Source organism: Xanthomonas sp. NCPPB 1826 (assembly GCF_056725285.1).
Map to the genome: position 1 here is coordinate 4,085,329 of NZ_CM161521.1, position 19,876 is coordinate 4,105,204.

Sequence of the window (19,876 nt, forward strand, 5' to 3'; positions counted from 1 at the left end):
GGCCGCACTGATGCGTAAGGGCGCATGCCCGGCTGGCGCACCGCAATGCCCTGGCGTCGTCCCGCATGCCTGCGCATCGCAGAGAGAGCGTGAACTGCGCTGCGTTTCAGCACTGCATTTTGTACGCGGTGCACGCTCTGCAAGTCCGGCCATCGCCGTCGTTGTCCAGCCCGCCTAGCATCGCGCGTCGGCACCATAGCGACGCCCCTACTTCGGCATGGAGATCGATATGCCCCGCACTATCCTGCGCATCCTGGCGTGCACATTGTTCCTGTACGGCAGCGTCAGCGCGCCGGCCATCGCCGCATTTGGCGTCACCCGCAGCGGCGACCGTGTGGTTGTCGATACCGGCGCCGAGCTGGTGTTTGCGGTCAACGCCGGCAACGGCGACATCGTCTCGATGCGTTATCGCGACAACGAGCTGCAGACCACCGAGTCCAAGGGCTCGCAGATCGCCTCCGGCCTGGGCAGCGCCAGTGTGGAGGCGCGCGTGGTGGGCGCCACGATCGTGGTCTCGGCCAAGGCCGGCGACCTGACCCAGTACTACATCGCACGCAAGGGCCGCAACGCGATCTACATGGCCACCTATGCACCGACGTTGCTGCCAATCGGCGAGCTGCGCTTTGTCACCCGCTTGAACGTTGCCAAGCTGCCCAATGCGCAGCAGGAGCCGGACTCCAATGTCGGCAGCCCGGTGGAAGGCGAAGACGTGTTCCTGCTGCCGGACGGACGTACCAGTTCCAAGTTCTATTCGGCGCGCCGCATGATGGACGACCAGGTGCACGGGGTCAGCGGTTCGGGCGTGGCGGTGTTCATGCTGATGGGCAACCGCGAACGCAGTTCCGGCGGGCCGTTCTTCAAGGATATCGCCACCCAGAAAACCCGCGTGACGCATGGGCTCTATAACTACATGTATTCCGATCACACCCAGACCGAGGCATTCCGCGGTGGCCTGCATGGGGTGTACGGGCTGCTGTTCACCGATGGCGGGACGCCTTCCAGCGCGCAACTGGACACCGCCTTCGTCGATGCAACGCTGGGTTTGACCGGTTATCTCGCCAGCGACGGGCGCGGAGCGCTGAGCGGCCGGGTGAGCGGCGTGCTGTCCGGCCAGCCTGCCGTGATCGGCCTGCGCAACGACCAGGCCGAATACTGGGCCACCGCCAACGGCAGCGGCGATTACCAGATTGCCGGCGTGCGCCCGGGACGCTACCGCATGACGCTCTACCAGAACGAACTGGAGGTCGCGCAACGCGATGTGGAGATCCACGCCAACGCGACCACGCAAGCGGCACTGCAAGCTGTTGTGCTGCCGGGAACGCTCAAGTGGCAAATCGGCACGGCCGATGGCACGCCGGCCGGTTTCCGCCATGCGGATCTGCTGCCACGTGCGCATCCATCCGACAAGCGCATGAGCTGGACCCCGGTGACATATTCGGTTGGATCGAGCAGTGCGGGCAGCTTTCCGGCAGTGCAATGGCGCGGCATCAACACCTCGACCCGCATCGACTTCACCCTGGGCTCGAGTGAAGTGCGTGGCTATCGCCTGCGCATCTTCGTGCCACTGACGCAGGTCGGCGCGCGCCCGCAGATCAGCGTCAATGCGCGTTGGAATGGCCCGGTGCCGTCCGCGCCCACGCAACCCAAGACACGCGGCATCACCCGCGGCACATGGCGCGGCAACAACACGCTGTATGAGGTGGACATCCCGGCATCTGCGCTGCAATCGGGCAGCAACCGGATCGAGATCGGCATCGCCTCGGGATCGCCGGACAACGGCTTTCTCAGCCCGGCCGTGGTGTTCGACAGTATCCAGTTGGTGGCGCTGTAAGCGCTTTGGCGAGCGGGATGCCGGACAGGTGCGAGCAGCGCGCAACAATGCCTAGCACGCATGGGCCCGTGGCACGTGCCGCATTTGATTGGCATGTGCGCAGGGATGACGATGGCAGTGCAAGACACACCGATGTCGCATTCACCGCCGCGGCTGCGTGCGGTGAATGCGATGGCGCATAAGGCTCAGGAAATGGCAGGCCCTGACAATGCGTGGTCAATGCACGTCGTCATGCACAAGACCTACGCGCTGCTCGGCCTGCCTGACTGCCGTCAGTCGATCGCTATCGGCAAGCATGCTTACTTGGCGGCAATCGACCCGCTGAGCGACACCGTACCCATGCCGCCGGTGACCTCGAAACCGCCTTCCACCACCTGCAGATACAGCGCATTGCTGTAGCGGCCATCGCTGGCACGCAAGTCCTGCAACCTGGTCAGGAAGGCCTTGACGTTGACATTGACATTGCCCTTGGCAGGCAAGGCATTGCTGTTGCCGGCCGTGCCATGTGGAATGAAGGTATAGACGTAATAGCCGGCGGCATCGTTGTTGCCTTCCCACAGGTCGTAGGTGACGCCGCCTGAGGTGATGGCATTGGAGGTCGTCAGGGTGCCCAGCGGATACGAATTGTTGGCGCCCCAGATCATCACTTCCAGCTGCGGATTGCCCTTGCTGGTGTCCTTGCGGAAGAACAGGTCGTAGGCGAAATCGCCGGTCTGCCCGCTACCCTTGGTGGTGAATGCCAATGCGCCGCTCAAGCTGGCGATCTTGGACACCTGATGCGGAAAGTAGCTGTCGGTGGCCGGATTCATCGTGTAATGCCAACCGCGGCAGATCGCCGGGTAGCCATACAAGGCGCCGCTGGGCAGGTTGTAGCTGATTGTCATGCTCGGCGTGCTACCCGACCCGAACGTCGCCTGGATATTGTTGTTTTTGTCGTTGAAATTATTGTTGTAAGCGTACTGCGTGCCGTAGACCTTGGTCTGGCCGGTATAGGCACTGGCGCTGGCAGCGGCCAGTGCCAAGGCCAGCGCAGCGGCGCGCGGCAACGACAAGCCGCAACGCAGGGACAGCAGCGAACGAAAACCGTCGTGCACTTGCATGGGTGTACTCCGATGATGGATGGTTGGACACAGCCCCCACCACAACGGCGCAACACCGCGCAGTGGATGACCGACCCTTGCGCATCCGGCACCACGACGCAGGCGCGCGGTATTCCGAATGTCCACGCACTGACGGGGCGCAGATGTGGTCATCCATGCGAACCGGTCACCGTGGCCTCATCCAGTACGCGAGGCATGCAATGCATGCGCCGCGCACACGCCACCTCATTGACTCTCAAGCGGTCGGCAATCGTCGACGATTATCTTCAAGCCAGCGCAGCAGATGCGGTCACCGGCGTGCGGTGTGCTGCACGCCGGTCTCCAACGCCAACTGCGCCCTCAGCCGTGCGGCCGATGGACGCTGTACTTACTGCGCATCCAGCGTCGCGCTCACCTTTGCCCAACCATTGCCGCGCACCACTTCGAAACCGGCTTCGGCTGCATGCAGATACATGCTGTTGTTGTAGCGCCCATCCTTGGACCGGTTGGTCTGCAACCAGTTGAGGAAGGGCTTGGCGTCCACGTTGAGGCTGCCGCTGGTCTTGAGCGTGGCCTGCCCGGCGGTGCCGGTCGGGATGAAGGTGTAGACGTAATAGCCGGCACCGGAGTTGAAGCCCTCCCACAGGTCGAAGGTGCGCCCGCCCGCGGTGATCACCTTGCTGGCAGTCAGTGTGCCGATCGGCCAGGAGTTGTGATCGCCCCAGATCATCACTTCCAGCTGCGGGTTGCCCTTGGCGGTATCCCAGCGGAAGAAGATGTCGTAGGCAAAATCGCCTGCGAGATTGGTCCCGCCGGCGCTGTAGGTGAACTTGAGCGGGATCTTGCTCAGCGAGGAAATCTGCCGCGGAAACAGCGTGTCGCTGGTCGGGTTCCAGTCGTAATGCCAGCCGCGCACGATCGCCGGATAGCCATAGAGATTGTAGTCGGCGAAGTTGAAGGTGACGGTCAGCTCGGGCGTGCTGCCGGTGCCGAACGTGCCCTGGATGATGTTGTTGGGATCGTTGAAATTATTGACCCACGCATAGTGGTTGCCGAAGACCTTGTAGGGACCGGCCAGCGCCGCCGGCGCCAGGGCGACCAGACCCACGGCCAGCGCAGCCTTCCACCAGCGCGATGCGCGCCGCCGTGTAGTCGGCGCCTGTGCGCCGGTCTGAGTAAGGGTGCTGGATTGGCTGTTCTGCATGTTGACTCTCTCCGTGTGGGTTCAGCGCGGCGATGCCGGTGCGGCAGCGTCGAGAAGCCGCTTTGCAGCGGTCGCGTCGGACCCTAGCAGCGGCCTTGTGACGGGAGCTATAGCAATTGCGGCAGGCCTCGCTCGTCATCTGCGATAGCGGGCGCTACCTTGCAGCAGAAGCGTGCGCCGATGCTCAGTTCGCAACGTAAATCGCAGTGCGACAGGATGTACCGGTCATCTGCATGACGGTGCGGTGCGCGCGAATGGTGCAGAGCCACATGGCGGTGGTCTGCGTTTCGGCCACGCCTGCGGCTGCTTGCTCCAGGCCCTATTCGGATGCGTCGAGCTTGCCTGGTGGCAGTGCGCCGGGCTCCCCTCGCGCGCCCTTGCTTAGGGGTACCCAGCTTTCGGCCGGCAGCCCTACTCGCCTCCGCTGTTTTGCGATAGCGTTCGCAATTACAGATAACGCAACAGCCGGAGGGGGCGACGATGCGCATCGGAATCGTGGTGGACAGTGCCTGCGATTTGCCGCAGGACTTCATTCAACGCAACAACGTCATCGTATTGCCGATCAGCGTACGCATCGGCGAAGCGGTGCTGGCCGATCACCGCGACGAGGAAGCGACGCTGAGCTTTCTGCAGGCGCATGTGGCCGAGCGTGGGCACGAAGCGGAAACCACGCCGTTCTCTGTCAACCAGATTCGCGACCTGTTCCTGCAACGGCTGGTCATCGACTACGACCACGTGTTCTGCCTGACCATCTCCAAGCTGCGCAGCCAGATCTTCGACAATGCGATGCAGGCCAGCTTCGCGATCCTCAACGATTACAAGCCGATCCGGCAGGCGGCCGGCCACACCTCGCCGTTCGCGCTGCGCGTGATCGATACGCTCAACCTGTTTGCCGGCCAGGGCATCACTGCAGTGGAAGCAGTACGCCTGCGCGCGCAGGGTCAGGGCGTGGCGGCAATCCGCAGCCGGCTCGAACAGCTGGCCGAACACACCTACGGCTACATGATTCCACGCGATCTCTATTACCTGCGTGCGCGTGCACGCACCAAGGGCGATCGCAGCGTGGGCCTGATCGGCGCCGCGCTCGGCAGCGCGCTGGACATCAAGCCGGTGCTGCGCGCCTACCGCGGCGTCACCGAACCGGTGGCCAAGTTGAAAGGCTTCGAGCCGTCGGTCGAAAAGCTGTTCGGCTTCACCGTGCGCAAGGTCCGCGAGGGCTTGATGACACCGACCGTGTGCGTGGGCTACGGCGGCGAACTGGCCGAGCTGCACGCCCTGCCCGGCTACGCCGCCCTGCAAAGCGCCTGTCAGACCCACGACGTGGAATTGTTCGAAAGCGTGATGAGCCTGACCGGCATGGTCAACGTCGGCAAGGGCGCACTGGCAGTGGCATTTGCAGCCGAACCGCATACTTTTTCGGCCTGAAGACAAGGCCGAGGGCGCGGCGCCATCGCCGGCTTCGGGACACGCCGATCTACAGCTGACCTATCCGCGCATCCCGGATCTCCAAAGACAACCACGCACGCCGACCATCTCGACATGTCATGCGCTGCTTGCCCGTGCACACCGACCATCTCGACTGGTCCTTGCCCGCTCACCGTCGCGGGACCTTACGCGGCATGGAAGCCGCGTAAGGGCCTACAAGGACGTACTTGCGGCGTGTCCTGCGATGGTGGGCGGGCAAGGGCCCTGCAGCCAAGCCGCGGATCAACCGCTCTACAACTGACCATCCGCGCTATCCAGGCCTTCGGAGTACGACGCCCAAAGCGCATAGAGACTTGGAGAAGTTTTTAGGTTGCTTCATTGAAAACCGGCTTATTGCTTTGCTCGGCTCGTCTTGGACAACTGATCGGGCATGCTGCCATACAAAAACGCATGTCATGCCTCGCTTGCCTATGCACACCGACCATCTCGACTGGTCCTTGCCCGCCCACCGTCGCGGGACCTTACGCGGCATGGATGCCGCGTAAGAGCCTACACGGACGTACTTGCGGCGTGTCCCGCGACGGTGGGCGGGCAAGGGCCCTGCAGCCAAGCCGCAGACCAACGCTCTACAACTGATCTATCCGCGCGGGCAATTTACTTCCAGACACAAGGCAGTCAACAGTCGAGTCATAGCGTCGTTTGTTAGATGCGGCCAAAATTCCGGTTAGTCGAGTGCGAAGCGCCCTCACCGCTTGCGGAACACGCCGTGACTCCATCCCTGGAAGCTCAGTGGGCGGCATCCATGCCGCCAAGGGTCCCGCAAGCGGCGAGGACACCGCACCAAAAAGTTAATCAATACTTTCTAAAGCTTGCGCGTTGCTCGGCTTGCATTGAACGATGACCGGACCCTGCGTTATCCGAGTTAGCCCAGCGCAGCGTTACCGCAGCGGCACGTTCAATACCGATGGCGTTGCCGCCGGCGAGGTAAACGTCACCGTGCCGCCACCATCGCTGGCATCGGTGTAGCGCACGTCCTGCGTGTCGATCACCAGCACCAGGCGCTGCCCTGCCGGAATCTCCGTAGCAGCCGCTTGCAGCGGCCAATCCAGCGTCACTGCTTGGCCAGGTGTAGCCCCGCGTAGCGAGTACGGCGCATGCGTGATCAATTGCGCCACGCCTAACGCGTCCATGCGATACAGATAGGCAAACAGGCTCACTTTCGATTGGCTGGGTACCACGGTCACGCGCAGCGATGGACTGCCGGCCAGTCGCCGGAGTGTGTTCGCTGGCGCACCCACCCACACTGCCGCGCCGATGCGATTGACCAACGGAATCGAGGTGGTGACCGGCACACCGATGCCTTGCAACAGGCCACTGACCAGGACCACGCCCGAGTCGGCCAATGTCGGCACATCGGTGGCAATGCGCGATTGCCATCCGCTGGCGGTATCACCGATCAAGCCGCCGGTGGGGCTGAGCAATCCGGAAGGTGCGGATAACCCCAGGCGCGTGTTGCCTTGCTGCACCGACGCCCAGTCCGCGTACTCCAGCCATTGCCCCGCGCGCGGCGACTGCCGCACCGGCGCTTCGCTGTCCACGCCGTTACGCAGCTGCTTGAGATGACGATCGAACCAGCGCGTGGTCGCCGTGTAGACCTCGTTGGGCAGGCCGAGCGCGCCCGGCAGTTCTGCGGTGGCGTGATCGCCCTGACTGAGCAGCAACTGCTTGGGCCCGCGCAACTGATTGAAGAATGCGATGGTCTGGTTCGGCGGAAACAGGCCGTCGTTGAAGGCATTGCCCAGCAGCACCGCCGTGCCACGCGCATTGAGCGCGGCCACATCGCTTGCCGGGCTGCGCGACGCGGCCTGCGGCAGGAAGCCCTGCACGGCGCCGTCGTAATCGCCAACGGCAACCCGTGTGCTGATCTGCGCCAGATCCGGGCCGGGACGTCCGGTCAACGCGCCGGCACCGACCAACAGCCCAACGCCTTGCTGGCTGACGGTGCGGTTGGAATACAGCGACGCTTCCAGATCGGCCCAGCCGCTGAGCGCAGCCACGGCCTTGATGCGCGGATCGCGCTCGGCCGCCAGCAGGCTGATGCCCGCGCCATACGAGATGCCCGACGCACCGATCGCATTCGGGTTCGCAGGCGTATGCGCCAGCGCCCAGTCGATCACCGCGCTGACGTCTTCCACCGTGTCGGCGCCGGCGATATCGATCTGCCCGGCCGAATCCCAGAACCCGCGCGAGGTATAGCTGACGACCACGTAGCCATCGCTGGCCAGCTGGGTCGCGCGGCCGAGGTACTCCAGATTCGGCAACGACCAGCTGGCCGGCATCACGATCAGCGGAAACGGCCCGCTGCCCTGCCCCTGCGGCACCAAGACCAGTGCGCCCATCGGTGCGCCGTCCCAGCCGGGAATCCGTTCGTAGCTCTTGCTGAAAGCGCCCGCCACCGCCGACGCCGATGCCACCAGCAACGCCAATGCGGCGATGCGTCCGATCCAACGCTTGTTCATGCGGATCTCTCCCACGCAAGGCCGGGCCGGGATGGCCCAGCGGCAACTGCCATGCATCCGTGGTTCGGGGGAGAACGTCGCGAACGTACCAGACGGTACGGTATGGCTCAAGGGCCGGGATTCGGGATTCGGGATTCGGGATTCGGGATTCGGGATTCGGGATTCGGGATTCGGGATTCGGGATTCGGGATTCGGGATTCGGGATTCGGGATTCGGGATTCGGGATTCGGGAGGCGGGATTCGGGAGGCGGGAGGCGGGAGGCGGGATTCGGGAGGCGGGATTCGGGAGGCGGGAGGCGGGAGGCGGGATTCGGGAGGCGGGCGCGCCGCAGTCGCGGGCCCGGCCGGCAAGTGGAAACAGCGGGCGCTTATCGCCTGGCCGCTCCAGACCCGCAGACGTTGGCTGCGATGCAGCACGCCCGCGCCACGCCTCCCGCGCGCTCAGCTCAGCCCACGAAGTGCTGATACCCGCGTTGCGGCGGCTGCCACAGGTTGCCGTCCGCGTCGTGGACCACCACGCCTGGCGTGGCGACGATCTGGCCGATACGCGTCACCGCGACTCCGGCGAAGTCCATCGCCTGCGCCACTGCGTCGCGGTGTTGCACGGCGGCGGTGAAGCACAGCTCGTAGTCGTCGCCGCCGCCGAGTTGCCAGCCGATGCATTGCAGCGCGCTGATCCCGGTGCTGCGTGGCATTGCCGGCAGTGCCGCCAGCGCCAGCTGCGCGCCCACGCCGCTGCGTTCGCACAGATGGCCCAGATCGGCCAGCAAGCCATCGGAGATGTCCACACAGGCGTGCGCAAGTCCACGCAAGCGCAGCCCGGCCTGCACGCGCGGCTGCGGGCGCAGCAGGCGGCCGCGCCACAGTTCGTGCAACGGATCGGCCGCCGCACAGGTCACGTCCAGCTGGCCGGCCTCCCACAGCGACAAGGCCGCCGCCGCCTCACCCGGCGCGCCGGTGACCCAGACGTCATCGCCCACACGTGCGCCATCGCGACGCAGCGCCGCACCCGGTGGCAGGCTGCCGATCGCGGTCACCGCACACGACAACGGCCCGCGCGTGGTGTCGCCACCGACCAGCGCAATGTCATGCGCATCGGCCAGTGCAAAGAATCCATCAGCGAACGCGTCGACCCATGCGGCATCATCGTGCGGCAACGACAGCGACAAGGTGCACCAGCGCGGCTGCGCGCCCATCGCCGCCAAGTCGGACAGATTGACCGCCAGCGTCTTCCAGCCCAGATCCTCGGCACGCGTCTCGTGCGGAAAATGCACGCCCGCATTGAGCGTATCGGCGGTGATCGCCAGTTGCTCGCCCGGCGGCGGCTGCAGCAGCGCCGCATCGTCGCCAATCCCCAACGGCACATCCGCACGCGCCGCAATGCGCGCGCGCAAGCGGGCAATTAGATCGAATTCGGGCATTTGAAGGGCCGGGATTGGGGATTTGGCAGTGGGGATTGGTCACGCCGCACATTGGCAGGGACCAGCGCCGCGGCCAATCCCCAATCCCAACTGCCCAATCCCGCGGCGCCTCAGGCGCCGCTAGCGCCCGACTCCACCTTGCGCCACTCCACCGAGGCGCGATCCAGCACGCCGTTGACGTAGGTGTGGCCGTGTTCGGAGCCGAAGCGCTTGGCGGTTTCGATCGCTTCGTTGATCACCACGCGGTACGGCACGTCCTGGCGATACAGCAGCTCATAGGCAGCCAGGCGCAGCACTGCACGTTCGATCGCGTCGACCTCTTCCACGCCGCGATCCAGATACGGCGTCAGCGCGGTGTCGAGCTCGGCGCGGTTGCTCAGCACGCCTTCGACCAGGTTTTCGAAATAGGCCAGATCGGCCACTTCGTGCGCCTGCTCGTGCGCAAACTGCGAGATCACCTGCTTGGCGAACCCGCCGGAAATCTGCCAGGCATACACCGCCTGCAAGGCACGCCGACGCGCGCGCGAACGCAGCACCGGGTCGATGCCGTCGCGACGGACGTGGCGGGCGTGTCCACCGGACTTGCTCATGGCAACAACTCCATCAAATTGACCAGTTCCAATGCCGCAAGCGCGCATTCTTCGCCCTTGTTGCCATGGCTGCCACCGGCACGCGCCTCGGCATCTTCCACGCGCTCAACCGCGAGCACGCCGTTGAGCACCGGCACGCCGGTCTGCAACTGCACGCTCATCAGGCCTTCGGCGCACAGGTCGGCGACGTGTTCGTAGTGGCGGGTGTCGCCGCGGATCACGCAGCCCAGCGCGATGATCGCCGCATGCTGTCCGGATTGCCCCAGGCGGTTGGCGGCGATCGGGATTTCCCAGGCGCCCGGCACGCGGATCACGTCGATGGCGTCCTCGCCGATGCCGTTGCCGGCCAGGCTCTGACGCGCACCGGTGACCAACGCGTCGGTGATGCGGGCATTCCAGCGGCTGGCGATGATCGCAAAGCGCGCGGTGGTGGGGCGGAGATCGCCTTCGTAGTGGGTCATGCGGGTCGGCAACTCGAGGGGGCGGCAAGTTTAACAGCTGCCGGGGCCTGGCCCGGCCGGTACGTGGCGGCCGGGGTGCCGAAGCAGCCCCGGCCATGTCGCCAGGAAACGATTCGGGAGCGCGCAGCACGGGCTGGTCCGGCGGGCAGCTGGCATGGTCGATGCGCAACAACCGCGCGCGCCACTCGGACAGCGCGGTTCCTGTTGCGCGCCCGGCAACCACCGAACAGCGCCGGCTCCAGGCCGCGCGCGCTACATCAGGGCAGCGCGGCCGCCGGCACCGAGCGCACCCCTTCGCCCGCGTGGCATTCCAGGTACTCCACCACCTCCAGCCCGAACCCGGCCAGGCCCACCTGACGCCGCGGCGTGCCCAGCACGCGCAGCTTGCCCAGGCCCAGTTCGGCCAGGATCTGCGCGCCGGCCCCGTTGCGCCGCCACTGGCTGACGTCCTTGGCGTTGGTGGCCGCTTCCGGTTGCTGACGCAGCCGTGCCAGCAAGGATTCGGTGTCGCGCGGTGCCGACAGCACCACCATCACGCCCTGCCCTTCGGCGGCGATCGCACGCAAGGCATCGGTGGCGGCCACGCCAAAGTCGTCGCGCTGCCAGTGCAGCAGATCGGCCAGCGGGTTTTCCACCTGCACGCGCACCAGCGTCGGCGTGGCCGGATCGGCAGTGCCGCGCACCAGCGCAAAGTGCAGGTCGTGGGCGATGCGGTCGCGGTAGGTCACCAGCGTGAACGGGCCGAACTCGGTGCTGATCTCGCGCTCGTCCACGCGCTCGACGGTGTGCTCGTTGGCCAGGCGGTAGGCGATCAGATCGGCGATCGAGCCCATCTTCAGCCCGTGCTCGCGTGCGAACACCTCCAGCTGCGGGCGCCGCGCCATGCTGCCGTCCGGGTTGAGCACTTCCACCAGTACGCCGGCCGGTTCCAGCCCGGCCAGCATCGGCAGGTCGCTAGCCGCTTCGGTATGGCCGGCGCGGGTCAGCACGCCGCCGGGCTGGGAGATCAGTGGGAAGATATGCCCCGGCTGGCTCAGATCCTGCGGTTTGGCATCCGGCCGCACCGCGGTGCGCACGGTGTGTGCGCGGTCGTAGGCGGAGATGCCGGTGGTCACGCCTTCGGCCGCCTCGATGCTGACGGTGAAGTTGGTCTGGAACTGCGCGGTGTTGTTGCGCACCATCGGCGCCAGGCCGAGCTGCGCGCAGCGCTCGCGGGTCAGCGACAGACACACCAGCCCGCGCGCGTGGGTCACCATGAAGTTGATGTCCGACGGCTTGACCAGCTCGGCCGCCATGATCAGATCGCCTTCGTTCTCGCGGTCCTCGTCATCGACGATCACCACCATGCGGCCGGCGCGCAGTTCCTCGATCAATTCCGGAACGGGTGCGAAATTCATGCCGCACCCCGCGTGCCCAGCAGGCGTTCGACATAGCGCGCCACCAAGTCGATTTCCAGATTCACCGCCGCGCCAACCGCGGTCTGCGCAAACGCGGTGTTGGCCACCGTGTGCGGAATCAACGCGACCTCGAAGCCATCCTCATCCACTTCGTTGACGGTGAGGCTGACCCCGTCCACGCAGATCGAGCCCTTCTTGGCGACATAGCGCAACACCGCCGGCGGGGCGGCAAACCGCCAGCGCTGCGCGCGCGCATCGCCATGTACCGACTGCACCCGGCCCAGACCGTCGACATGCCCGCTGACCAGATGCCCGCCGAGGCGGTCGGTCGGGCGCATCGCGCGCTCCAGGTTGAGCAACGCGCCTTCCGGCAAGGCGCCCAACGTGGTCAGCGACAGGGTTTCGGTGGAGGCATCGGCCTGGAAGCTGCCCGCGTCGAAAGCGATCACGGTCAGGCACACGCCGTTGACGGCAATGCTCTCGCCGAGCTGCACCGCCTCGAACGGCAGGTTGCCGGTGGCGAAGGTGAAACGCACATCGCCGCCCTGCGGCTGGCGCGCCGCCAGATGGCCGACGCCTTCGATGATTCCGGTAAACATCAGCACACCTCCGTCGTTGATGACGACAGCGCAGACAAAGTGCTGTGGAAGATCGCGACGCAGCGCGACGGGTGACGCATGGACATAGTCGTTTCTCGCAGGAGTTGAGCGAAAAACGCCACAAGGCAAACAGGCGCGCGCACAGCCGCAAGGCTGCGCGTTGGCCGTCTTCTTTCATCCGGACTATACCGTCGGCCCCGGCATCGCACCGGATCTGCTGACCTTGCGCAGCAGGGGTTTCGCGTGGATCCGCTCAACCCTGAAGTGCAAGCGCTCGCGGGCTCGCATGCTTGCGCATGCCTACCGCCGGTGGGGAATCGCACCCCGCCCTGAAGACGTTCGTGAGTACCGGCGAACCGGTGCGCAAAGTCTAACAGGGCACATCGGCGCGATGGCTGAGCGTGGGCCAAGGCTGGCAGGACACTGCGTCATGTCGGGAAATCCCCCATAGCCAGGATTGTGAAGGATCTGTTAATTTACGCGCCGCGACGGGAGACGTCGCTTTTTCCCTCCCGCAACGGGACGGAGACACGGACATCAATTCGGAGAGAGACATCCAATGCGTAACACCCTGATTCTGGCTGCCCTGCTGGCCGCCGCACCGTTTGCTGCTTCGGCCGAAGGCCTGAGCTATTCCTACGTCGAAGGCGGCTGGAACCGGACCGAGATCAACGTCAACGACGCGTCCGACGACATCGATGGCGGCTACATCCGCGGCTCCTGGCAGATTGCCCAGCCGGTCTACCTGCTGGCCAGCTACGAGCGTGCCACCAAGGACTACAACCTCGGCAGCGGCTTCGTGATCGACGGCACCCTGCAGCAGGCCACGGCGGGTATCGGTTACCGCCAGGAAATGACCGAGCGCGTCGAGTTCACCGCCGACATCAGCGTGCTGCGCACCAAGGTCGAATCCGATCTGCGCCTGCGCGGCCGTTCGATCGACAAGGCGTCGGACTCGACTAACCTGGGCTTCGCCAACCTGGGCCTGCGCGGCAAGCCCTCGCCGCGGACCGAAGCCTGGATCAAGGCCGGCTATATCGACGGTAGCGACGTGGACGAAGGCGAGTTCGTCGGCACCCTGGGTGGTCAGGTCAACTTCACCCGCACCTGGGGCCTGGTCGCCGAAGCGCAGTTCATCGACGACGCCAACCAGTACAAGGTCGGCGTGCGCGCGAGCTTCTGATCGACGCGACTCAGATGCACCAAGGCCCCGCATGCGGGGCCTTTTTTTATGCGCGCAACAGTACAGCTGCGCGGCATCGCGCGGGCCATGCAGCGCTCACCCGGCAACAACCGGCGCATAGCGCAGACGCAGATCCTGACCGAGCTGGCGCACATCCAGCAGCTGCAACGCAGCGCGCTGCGCCATCGTCTCGATGCCCAGCCCGGCCAGCAGCGGCCTGGCGGTATCGCCCAGCAGTACCGGCGCCATGTAGACCAGCAGTTCGTCGACCAGGCCGGCCTGCAGCAGCGCACCACCCAGCGTTGCGCCGGCTTCCACATGCACCTCGTTGATGCAGCGCTCGCCAAGCAGGGCCAACACCGCCGCCAGATCGAAGCGGCCGGCTTGCAACGGCATCGCAAGGAACTGCGCATCGTCCAGCGAAGGTGCAGCCACATCCTCGCCATGCAGATACAGCGTGGGCGCATCGCCCTGACGCATGTTCCTGCACGCCAACGTCCGTAGCCCGGCATCGAGCACCAGGCGTAGCGGCGGCACGACCGGCGTGTCATCGCCCAGCCGCACCGTCATGGAGGGGTCGTCGGCCAGCACCGTGCCTGCACCAGTGAGGATCGCGCCCGCACGTGCACGCCAGCGCTGCACATCTGCGCGCGCGTCACTTCCGGTGATCCACTTGGATTCACCGCTGGCCAGCGCCGTACGTCCATCCAGGCTGGCGCCGAGCTTGACCCGCAACCACGGCCGCCCACGCTCCACCCGCGACAGAAATCCCTGGTTGAGCGTGCGCGCCTGTGCCTGCAGGACGCCGCTCAGCACCTCGATCCCGGCCTCGCGCAGCAGCGCAAACCCGCCGCCGTTGACCTGCGGAAACGGGTCGGCCATCGCCGCAACCACACGCGCAACGCCGGCATCGATCAAGGCCAGGGCACAGGGCGGCGTGCGTCCGTAATGCGCACACGGCTCCAGCGTGACGTAAGCGGTGGCGCCACGCGCCAGCGCGCCAGCCGCGCGCAGTGCGAACACTTCCGCATGCGGGCCGCCGGCACGTTGATGAAAGCCCTCGCCCACGCACACGCCATCGCGCACGATCACGCAGCCAACCATCGGATTGGGGCGGGTGGTGTAGGCGCCACGCTCGGCCAGGCGCAATGCCTGCGCCATCCAGCGATGATCGTCGGCGGTTGCGCTCATTGCGTTGCCGCTTGCGGTTCGATACACATCACCACGATCTGCATCGGCCCCAGCAGTAATTCTGCATGCGTCTGCCAGCCCAGCCGCTGATAAAACGGCACCAGCACTGGTTGGCAATACAGGTACAACGCCGGCACGCCCATGCGCGCAGCGGCCTGCACGCAGTGCGTCACCAGCGCCTCGCCAATGCCCTGCCCGCGCGCCTGCGGCTGCACGTACAGCGACGCCAGCCATGGCGACCATTGCCGGATACGCGAATCGTCGTTTTCCAGCAGGCTGACCGACCCGAGCCACTGCGCCTGATCGAGCGCCACCCACGTGGTCGGGATCACCCCGTCGCGGGTGTGGCTGCGCAACTCGCTCAAGGCCTCATCGAAATTCCAGTCCGGCAACAGACTGCCGAAGGCCTGCAGATGCGCCTGCGCGATGGCGGACAGCAGCTGCGGCGTGTCGGCCACGCAGGCAATGCGCATCGCGCTCACCGCTTGCCGGGCTTGCCGGCGCGCTCCAGGGCCGCTTCCAGCAACGGCAACTGCTCGATGCCGACCGGGAGCTCGCGCTCGAGCTTTTCGATTTCCTCGCGGAAATCGGCCACGTCCTGAAAGCTGCGGTACACCGAGGCGAAGCGCACATAGCCCACATGATCCAGCTTGCGCAGCTCGACCATGACGTATTCGCCCACCCGCAGCGAGCCCACCTCGCGCTCGCCGGACATGCGCAACTGATGCACCACCGCGCGCACTGCCGCTTCAATCTGTTCTTCGGACACCGGGCGCTTTTGCAGCGCGCGGTCGAAACTGGTGCGCAGCTTGCGCGCATCGAACGCCTCGCGCCCGCCATCGCTCTTGACCACGGTCGGCAGCTTGAGTTCGATCGTTTCCAGGGTGCTGAAACGCTCGCCACACGCCTCGCACTCGCGACGCCGACGAATCGTCGTCCCGTCTTCGGACACCCGCGAATCGATCACGCGGGTGTCGTTGTGCTGGCAGAAGGGGCAGTGCATCAGGTCGCCGAGATTGGGAAGTGGGGATTAGGGATTGGCAACAGCAGGAGCAAGGACGCACTTGCCGCGCATCCCCAATCCCGAATCACCAATCCCGGCACCTCAGCCATACACCGGATACTTCTTGCACTGCGCGGTCACCGCGTCGCGGACCTTGGCCAGCACCGCTTCGTCGCTGGGAGCGTCGAGCACGTCGGCGATCCAGTTGGCCAGGTCGATGCTGTCCTGCTCCATGTAACCGCGGGTGGTGATCGCCGGGGTGCCCAGGCGCAGGCCGGAGGTGACGAACGGCGAGCGCGGGTCGTTGGGCACCGAGTTCTTGTTGACGGTGATGTGCGCCTTGCCGAGCGCGGCCTCTGCGTCCTTGCCGGAGACGTCGCGGCCGATCATGTCCACCAGCATCAGGTGATTTTCGGTGCCGCCGGACACGATCTTGTAGCCACGCGCGATCAGCGTGTTGGCCATCGCCTGCGCGTTCTTGACCACCTGCTGCTGGTAGGTCTTGAATTCCGGCTCCAGCGCTTCCTTGAACGCCACCGCCTTGGCCGCGATCACGTGCATCAGCGGGCCGCCCTGGATGCCGGGGAACACGATCGACTGCAGCTTCTTCTGCAGCTCTTCGCTCGCGCCCTTGGCCACGATGATGCCGCCACGCGGGCCGCGCAGGGTCTTGTGCGTGGTCGAGGTGACCACGTGCGCATGCTCCAGCGGGCTCGGATACACACCGGCGGCGACCAGGCCGGCCACATGCGCCATGTCCACGAACAGATACGCACCGACGCTGTCGGCGATGGCGCGGAAACGCGCCCAGTCGATCTTCTGCGAATACGCCGAAAAGCCGGCCACAACCATCTTCGGCTTGTGCTCGGTGGCCAGACGCTGCACCTCGTCATAGTCGATCAGGCCCTGCTCGTTGACGCCGTACTGCACGGCGTTGAACAGCTTGCCGGAGACGTTGACCTTGGCGCCGTGGGTCAGGTGGCCGCCATGGGCCAGGCTCATGCCCAGGATGGTGTCGCCGGGCTGCAGCAGCGCCAGATACACCGCCTGGTTGGCCTGCGAGCCGCTGTGCGGCTGCACGTTCGCATAATCGGCGCCGAACACCTGCTTGATGCGTTCGATCGCCAGCTGCTCGGCAATGTCGACGAACTCGCAACCACCGTAGTAGCGCTTGCCCGGGTAGCCTTCGGCGTACTTGTTGGTCAGCTGGCTGCCCTGGGCTTCCATCACCAGCGGGCTGCAGTAGTTTTCGCTGGCGATCAGCTCGACATGATCCTCCTGGCGGCCGGCTTCAGCAGCGATGGCCTTGGCCAGTTCGGGGTCGTAGGTTTCCAGTCGGACATCGCGCGAGAACATGCAGAGCTCCGGGGCAGCTGTTGCCAGTAGGGGCGCAGATTGTAAGCCCCCGCGCGGACAGGTGACCAATTGCGACGCTGGCGCAGGCCAGGCGCGCCATGGCGGGTTCCGCCCTGAAACGACAAAGGCGCACCGGAGTGCGCCTTTGCGGATGCCCTGCCCGCTGGCCGAGCCAGCGCCGAGGCCTAGTTGTTGAGCACCAGGTCGGCGATCACACCGGTGGCAATGGCCACCAGCAGCAGATTGCCGGTGTTGTCGCGCTGCCACCGGTAGCCATACGGCGGGCGGCGCAGGTTGTAGCGGTCGTAGTCGTTGATCACGTAGACCGGGCCGTGGAAACGCTGGCCGCGGGCCCACGGCGGCGGGCCGGCGCGGTAGTAGCTGGGGCGATCGTAGACATAGACCCGGTTGCGGTCGTAGCGACGGTCCTGATAACGGGCATCGCGATAACCCTCGCGGTAGCCATTGCTGTAGTAACGGCGGTCATCGCGGCGGTCGGCCCGGCGCTCGTCATGCCAGTCGCGGCGGTCGTTGCGCCAATTGCCACGGTAATCGCGGTCGCGGTCGCGGTGATCGTCACGGTCATGACCACGACGGTCGTGGCCGCGGCCCCAGTCGTCGGCAAACGCTGCCGGGGCCACGGAGCCCAGCGCCAGGATGGAGGAAAGCACAACAGTCACGATGCGTTTGCGGTTCATGGGATTGCTCCTGTCTGCGATGTCGCAATTTCATTAAGGCGCTGGCCGCCTTAACGCATTCTTGCTGGAATCGATTACGAAAACGCCCATTCAGGTAGGCGGTAGGCTGCCGTTTAGCTACCGCCGCGTCGCCGCGAGCCAGGCCGCTTGCCCGTATAATCGGCGCAATCCCTTTTCCGCTGCCTCCGGCCCCGGCCGGTGGGCTGCCTGCGTCCACGGAGCACCCATGTCGCAATACATCTACACCATGAACCGCGTCAGCAAGGTGGTCCCGCCCAAGCGGCAGATCATCAAGGACATCTCGCTGAGCTTTTTCCCGGGCGCCAAGATCGGCCTGCTGGGCCTGAACGGCGCCGGCAAGTCCACGGTGCTGAAGATCATGGCCGGCGTGGATACCGATTTCGAGGGCGAAGCCCGTCCGCAGGCCGGCATCAAGGTCGGCTACCTGGCGCAGGAACCGCAGCTCAACCCCGAGCACACCGTGCGCGAAGCGGTCGAGGAAGGCGTGGGCGACGTGCTACAGGCCCAGGCCGCGCTGGATGCGGTGTACCTGGCCTATGCCGAGGAAGGCGCCGATTTCGACGCCCTGGCCAAGGAACAGGAACGCCTGGAAGCGATCCTGGCCGCCGGCGACGCGCACACCCTGGAAAACCAGCTGGACGTGGCCGCCGATGCGCTGCGCCTGCCGCCGTGGGAGGCGGTGGTCGGCAAGCTGTCCGGTGGTGAAAAGCGCCGCGTGGCGCTGTGCCGGCTGCTGCTGCAGAAGCCGGACATGCTGCTGCTCGACGAACCGACCAACCACCTGGACGCCGAATCGGTGGAATGGCTGGAGCAGTTCCTGGCGCGCTACACCGGCACCGTGGTGGCGGTGACGCATGATCGCTACTTCCTCGACAACGCCGCCGAGTGGATCCTGGAACTGGATCGCGGCCGCGGCATTCCGTGGAAGGGCAACTACACCGACTGGCTGACCCAGAAGGACGAGCGCCTCAAGCAGGAAGACAACCAGGAAAAGTCACGCCAGAAGGCGATCCAGAAGGAACTGGAATGGTCGCGCCAGAATGCCAAGGGCGGCCGTACCAAGGGCAAGGCGCGTCTGGCCCGCCTGGAAGAACTGCAGTCGGTGGACTACCAGCGCCGCAACGAGACCAATGAAATCTTCATCCCGCCGGGCGAGCGCCTGGGCAATGCGGTGATGGAATTCAAGAACGTCTCCAAGAAGTTCGGCGACCGCCTGCTGATCGACAATCTGTCGATGATCGTGCCGCCCGGCGCCATCGTCGGCATCATCGGCCCCAACGGTGCCGGTAAGTCGACCCTGTTCAAGATGATCACCGGCGCGGAGAAGCCCGATTCCGGCGAGATCGTGGTCGGCCCGACCGTGCAGCTGTCGTACGTGGACCAGAGCCGCGACAAGCTGGAAGGCAACCACAACGTATTCCAGGAAATCGCAGGCGGCCTGGACATCCTCAACATCAACGGCGTGGAGATCCAGTCGCGCGCCTACATCGGCCGCTTCAACTTCAAGGGCCAGGACCAGCAGAAGATGGTCGGTTCGCTGTCCGGTGGTGAGCGCGGTCGTCTGCACATGGCCAAGACCCTGCTGCAGGGCGGCAACGTGCTGCTGCTCGACGAACCGTCCAACGACCTGGACATCGAGACCCTGCGTGCGCTGGAAGATGCGTTGCTGGAATTCCCGGGCAACACCTTCGTGATCTCGCATGATCGCTGGTTCCTGGATCGCATCGCTACGCACATCCTGGCGTTCGAAGGCGACTCGCACGTGGAGTTCTTCCAGGGCAACTACCGCGAGTACGAAGAAGACAAGCGCCGCCGCATGGGCGATGACGCAGGTCCCAAGCGTCTGCGCTTCAAGGCGCTCAAGTAAGCATGACAAGGGCGCCGCAAGGCGCCCTTGT

Annotated in this window: 17 protein-coding genes and 1 riboswitch; of the genes, 4 read left to right on the forward strand and 13 right to left on the reverse strand. The window is 65.4% G+C overall.

The window, feature by feature from the left end; translation table 11 throughout:
- The first annotated feature begins 229 nt into the window (after positions 1–229).
- Positions 230–1,831 (forward strand): rhamnogalacturonan lyase B N-terminal domain-containing protein, encoded by a 1,602-nt coding sequence (locus AC1PLA_RS17120; protein WP_481105005.1) that lies wholly within the window; start codon positions 230–232, stop codon positions 1,829–1,831.
- Between the two features lie 299 nt (positions 1,832–2,130).
- Here AC1PLA_RS17120 and AC1PLA_RS17125 read toward each other — a convergent pair whose 3' ends face one another.
- Both AC1PLA_RS17125 and AC1PLA_RS17130 read right to left on the reverse strand, forming a co-directional pair.
- Positions 2,131–2,931 (reverse strand): GH12 family glycosyl hydrolase domain-containing protein, encoded by an 801-nt coding sequence (locus AC1PLA_RS17125; RefSeq protein WP_481105006.1) that lies wholly within the window; start codon positions 2,929–2,931, stop codon positions 2,131–2,133.
- 367 nt (positions 2,932–3,298) lie between these two features.
- Complete coding sequence (locus AC1PLA_RS17130; protein WP_016902289.1) at positions 3,299–4,114, reverse strand: GH12 family glycosyl hydrolase domain-containing protein; 816 nt, start codon at positions 4,112–4,114, stop codon at positions 3,299–3,301.
- A gap of 480 nt (positions 4,115–4,594) precedes the next feature.
- On the opposite strand from AC1PLA_RS17130, the gene AC1PLA_RS17135 reads away from it, so the two are divergent.
- Positions 4,595–5,539, forward strand: a complete 945-nt coding sequence (locus AC1PLA_RS17135; protein ID WP_481105007.1) for a DegV family protein — start codon at positions 4,595–4,597, stop codon at positions 5,537–5,539.
- 938 nt (positions 5,540–6,477) lie between these two features.
- On the opposite strand, the gene AC1PLA_RS17140 is transcribed toward AC1PLA_RS17135, so the two are convergent.
- The 6 genes from AC1PLA_RS17140 to AC1PLA_RS17165 all read right to left on the reverse strand — a co-directional run bounded on the left by AC1PLA_RS17140 (position 6,478) and on the right by AC1PLA_RS17165 (position 12,526).
- Positions 6,478–8,058 carry a CocE/NonD family hydrolase gene (locus tag AC1PLA_RS17140; protein WP_481105008.1) on the reverse strand — a complete coding sequence of 527 codons (1,581 nt, stop codon included), beginning with the start codon at positions 8,056–8,058 and terminating at the stop codon, positions 6,478–6,480.
- A gap of 446 nt (positions 8,059–8,504) precedes the next feature.
- Positions 8,505–9,479, reverse strand: a complete 975-nt coding sequence (gene thiL, locus AC1PLA_RS17145) for a thiamine-phosphate kinase (protein ID WP_481105009.1) — start codon at positions 9,477–9,479, stop codon at positions 8,505–8,507.
- 110 nt (positions 9,480–9,589) lie between these two features.
- Complete coding sequence (gene nusB / locus AC1PLA_RS17150) at positions 9,590–10,069, reverse strand: transcription antitermination factor NusB (protein ID WP_016902286.1); 480 nt, start codon at positions 10,067–10,069, stop codon at positions 9,590–9,592.
- A complete protein-coding gene (gene ribH, locus AC1PLA_RS17155; RefSeq protein ID WP_005997267.1) occupies positions 10,066–10,530 on the reverse strand; it encodes a 6,7-dimethyl-8-ribityllumazine synthase in 465 nt (154 codons plus the stop codon). Before ribH ends, nusB begins: the two co-directional genes overlap by 4 nt.
- Positions 10,531–10,787: 257 nt before the next feature.
- Entirely contained in the window at positions 10,788–11,927 is a 1,140-nt protein-coding gene (gene ribB / locus AC1PLA_RS17160) for a 3,4-dihydroxy-2-butanone-4-phosphate synthase (RefSeq protein ID WP_039519001.1), read from the reverse strand.
- Positions 11,924–12,526 carry a riboflavin synthase gene (locus AC1PLA_RS17165; RefSeq protein WP_039529699.1) on the reverse strand — a complete coding sequence of 201 codons (603 nt, stop codon included), beginning with the start codon at positions 12,524–12,526 and terminating at the stop codon, positions 11,924–11,926. Before AC1PLA_RS17165 ends, ribB begins: the two co-directional genes overlap by 4 nt.
- 162 nt (positions 12,527–12,688) lie before the next feature.
- Positions 12,689–12,867: riboswitch (FMN riboswitch) on the reverse strand.
- Between the two features lie 218 nt (positions 12,868–13,085).
- On the opposite strand from AC1PLA_RS17165, the gene AC1PLA_RS17170 reads away from it, so the two are divergent.
- The gene (locus tag AC1PLA_RS17170; RefSeq protein WP_104567979.1) at positions 13,086–13,709 is read left to right on the forward strand and encodes a hypothetical protein; all 624 of its coding nucleotides are present in this window, start codon (positions 13,086–13,088) and stop codon (positions 13,707–13,709) included.
- A 96-nt stretch (positions 13,710–13,805) separates the two neighbouring features.
- Here the strand turns inward: AC1PLA_RS17170 and ribD are convergent, their stop codons facing one another.
- From ribD to AC1PLA_RS17195, 5 genes are all read right to left on the reverse strand, one after another.
- A complete protein-coding gene (gene ribD, locus AC1PLA_RS17175; protein ID WP_481105010.1) occupies positions 13,806–14,900 on the reverse strand; it encodes a bifunctional diaminohydroxyphosphoribosylaminopyrimidine deaminase/5-amino-6-(5-phosphoribosylamino)uracil reductase RibD in 1,095 nt (364 codons plus the stop codon).
- A complete protein-coding gene (locus AC1PLA_RS17180) occupies positions 14,897–15,382 on the reverse strand; it encodes a GNAT family N-acetyltransferase (protein ID WP_481105011.1) in 486 nt (161 codons plus the stop codon). Before AC1PLA_RS17180 ends, ribD begins: the two co-directional genes overlap by 4 nt.
- Positions 15,379–15,903 (reverse strand): transcriptional regulator NrdR, encoded by a 525-nt coding sequence (nrdR, locus tag AC1PLA_RS17185; RefSeq protein WP_006453216.1) that lies wholly within the window; start codon positions 15,901–15,903, stop codon positions 15,379–15,381. Before nrdR ends, AC1PLA_RS17180 begins: the two co-directional genes overlap by 4 nt.
- Positions 15,904–16,005: 102 nt before the next feature.
- The gene (gene glyA / locus AC1PLA_RS17190) at positions 16,006–17,259 is read right to left on the reverse strand and encodes a serine hydroxymethyltransferase (protein ID WP_104575345.1); all 1,254 of its coding nucleotides are present in this window, start codon (positions 17,257–17,259) and stop codon (positions 16,006–16,008) included.
- Positions 17,260–17,444: 185 nt separating this feature from the next.
- Positions 17,445–17,957, reverse strand: coding sequence for an RcnB family protein (locus tag AC1PLA_RS17195; RefSeq protein ID WP_039525491.1), 513 nt, complete (start codon positions 17,955–17,957; stop codon positions 17,445–17,447).
- Positions 17,958–18,183: 226 nt separating this feature from the next.
- Between AC1PLA_RS17195 and ettA the strand changes: the two genes are divergently transcribed.
- A complete protein-coding gene (ettA, locus tag AC1PLA_RS17200) occupies positions 18,184–19,845 on the forward strand; it encodes an energy-dependent translational throttle protein EttA (protein WP_039512462.1) in 1,662 nt (553 codons plus the stop codon).
- Positions 19,846–19,876 lie beyond the last annotated feature (31 nt).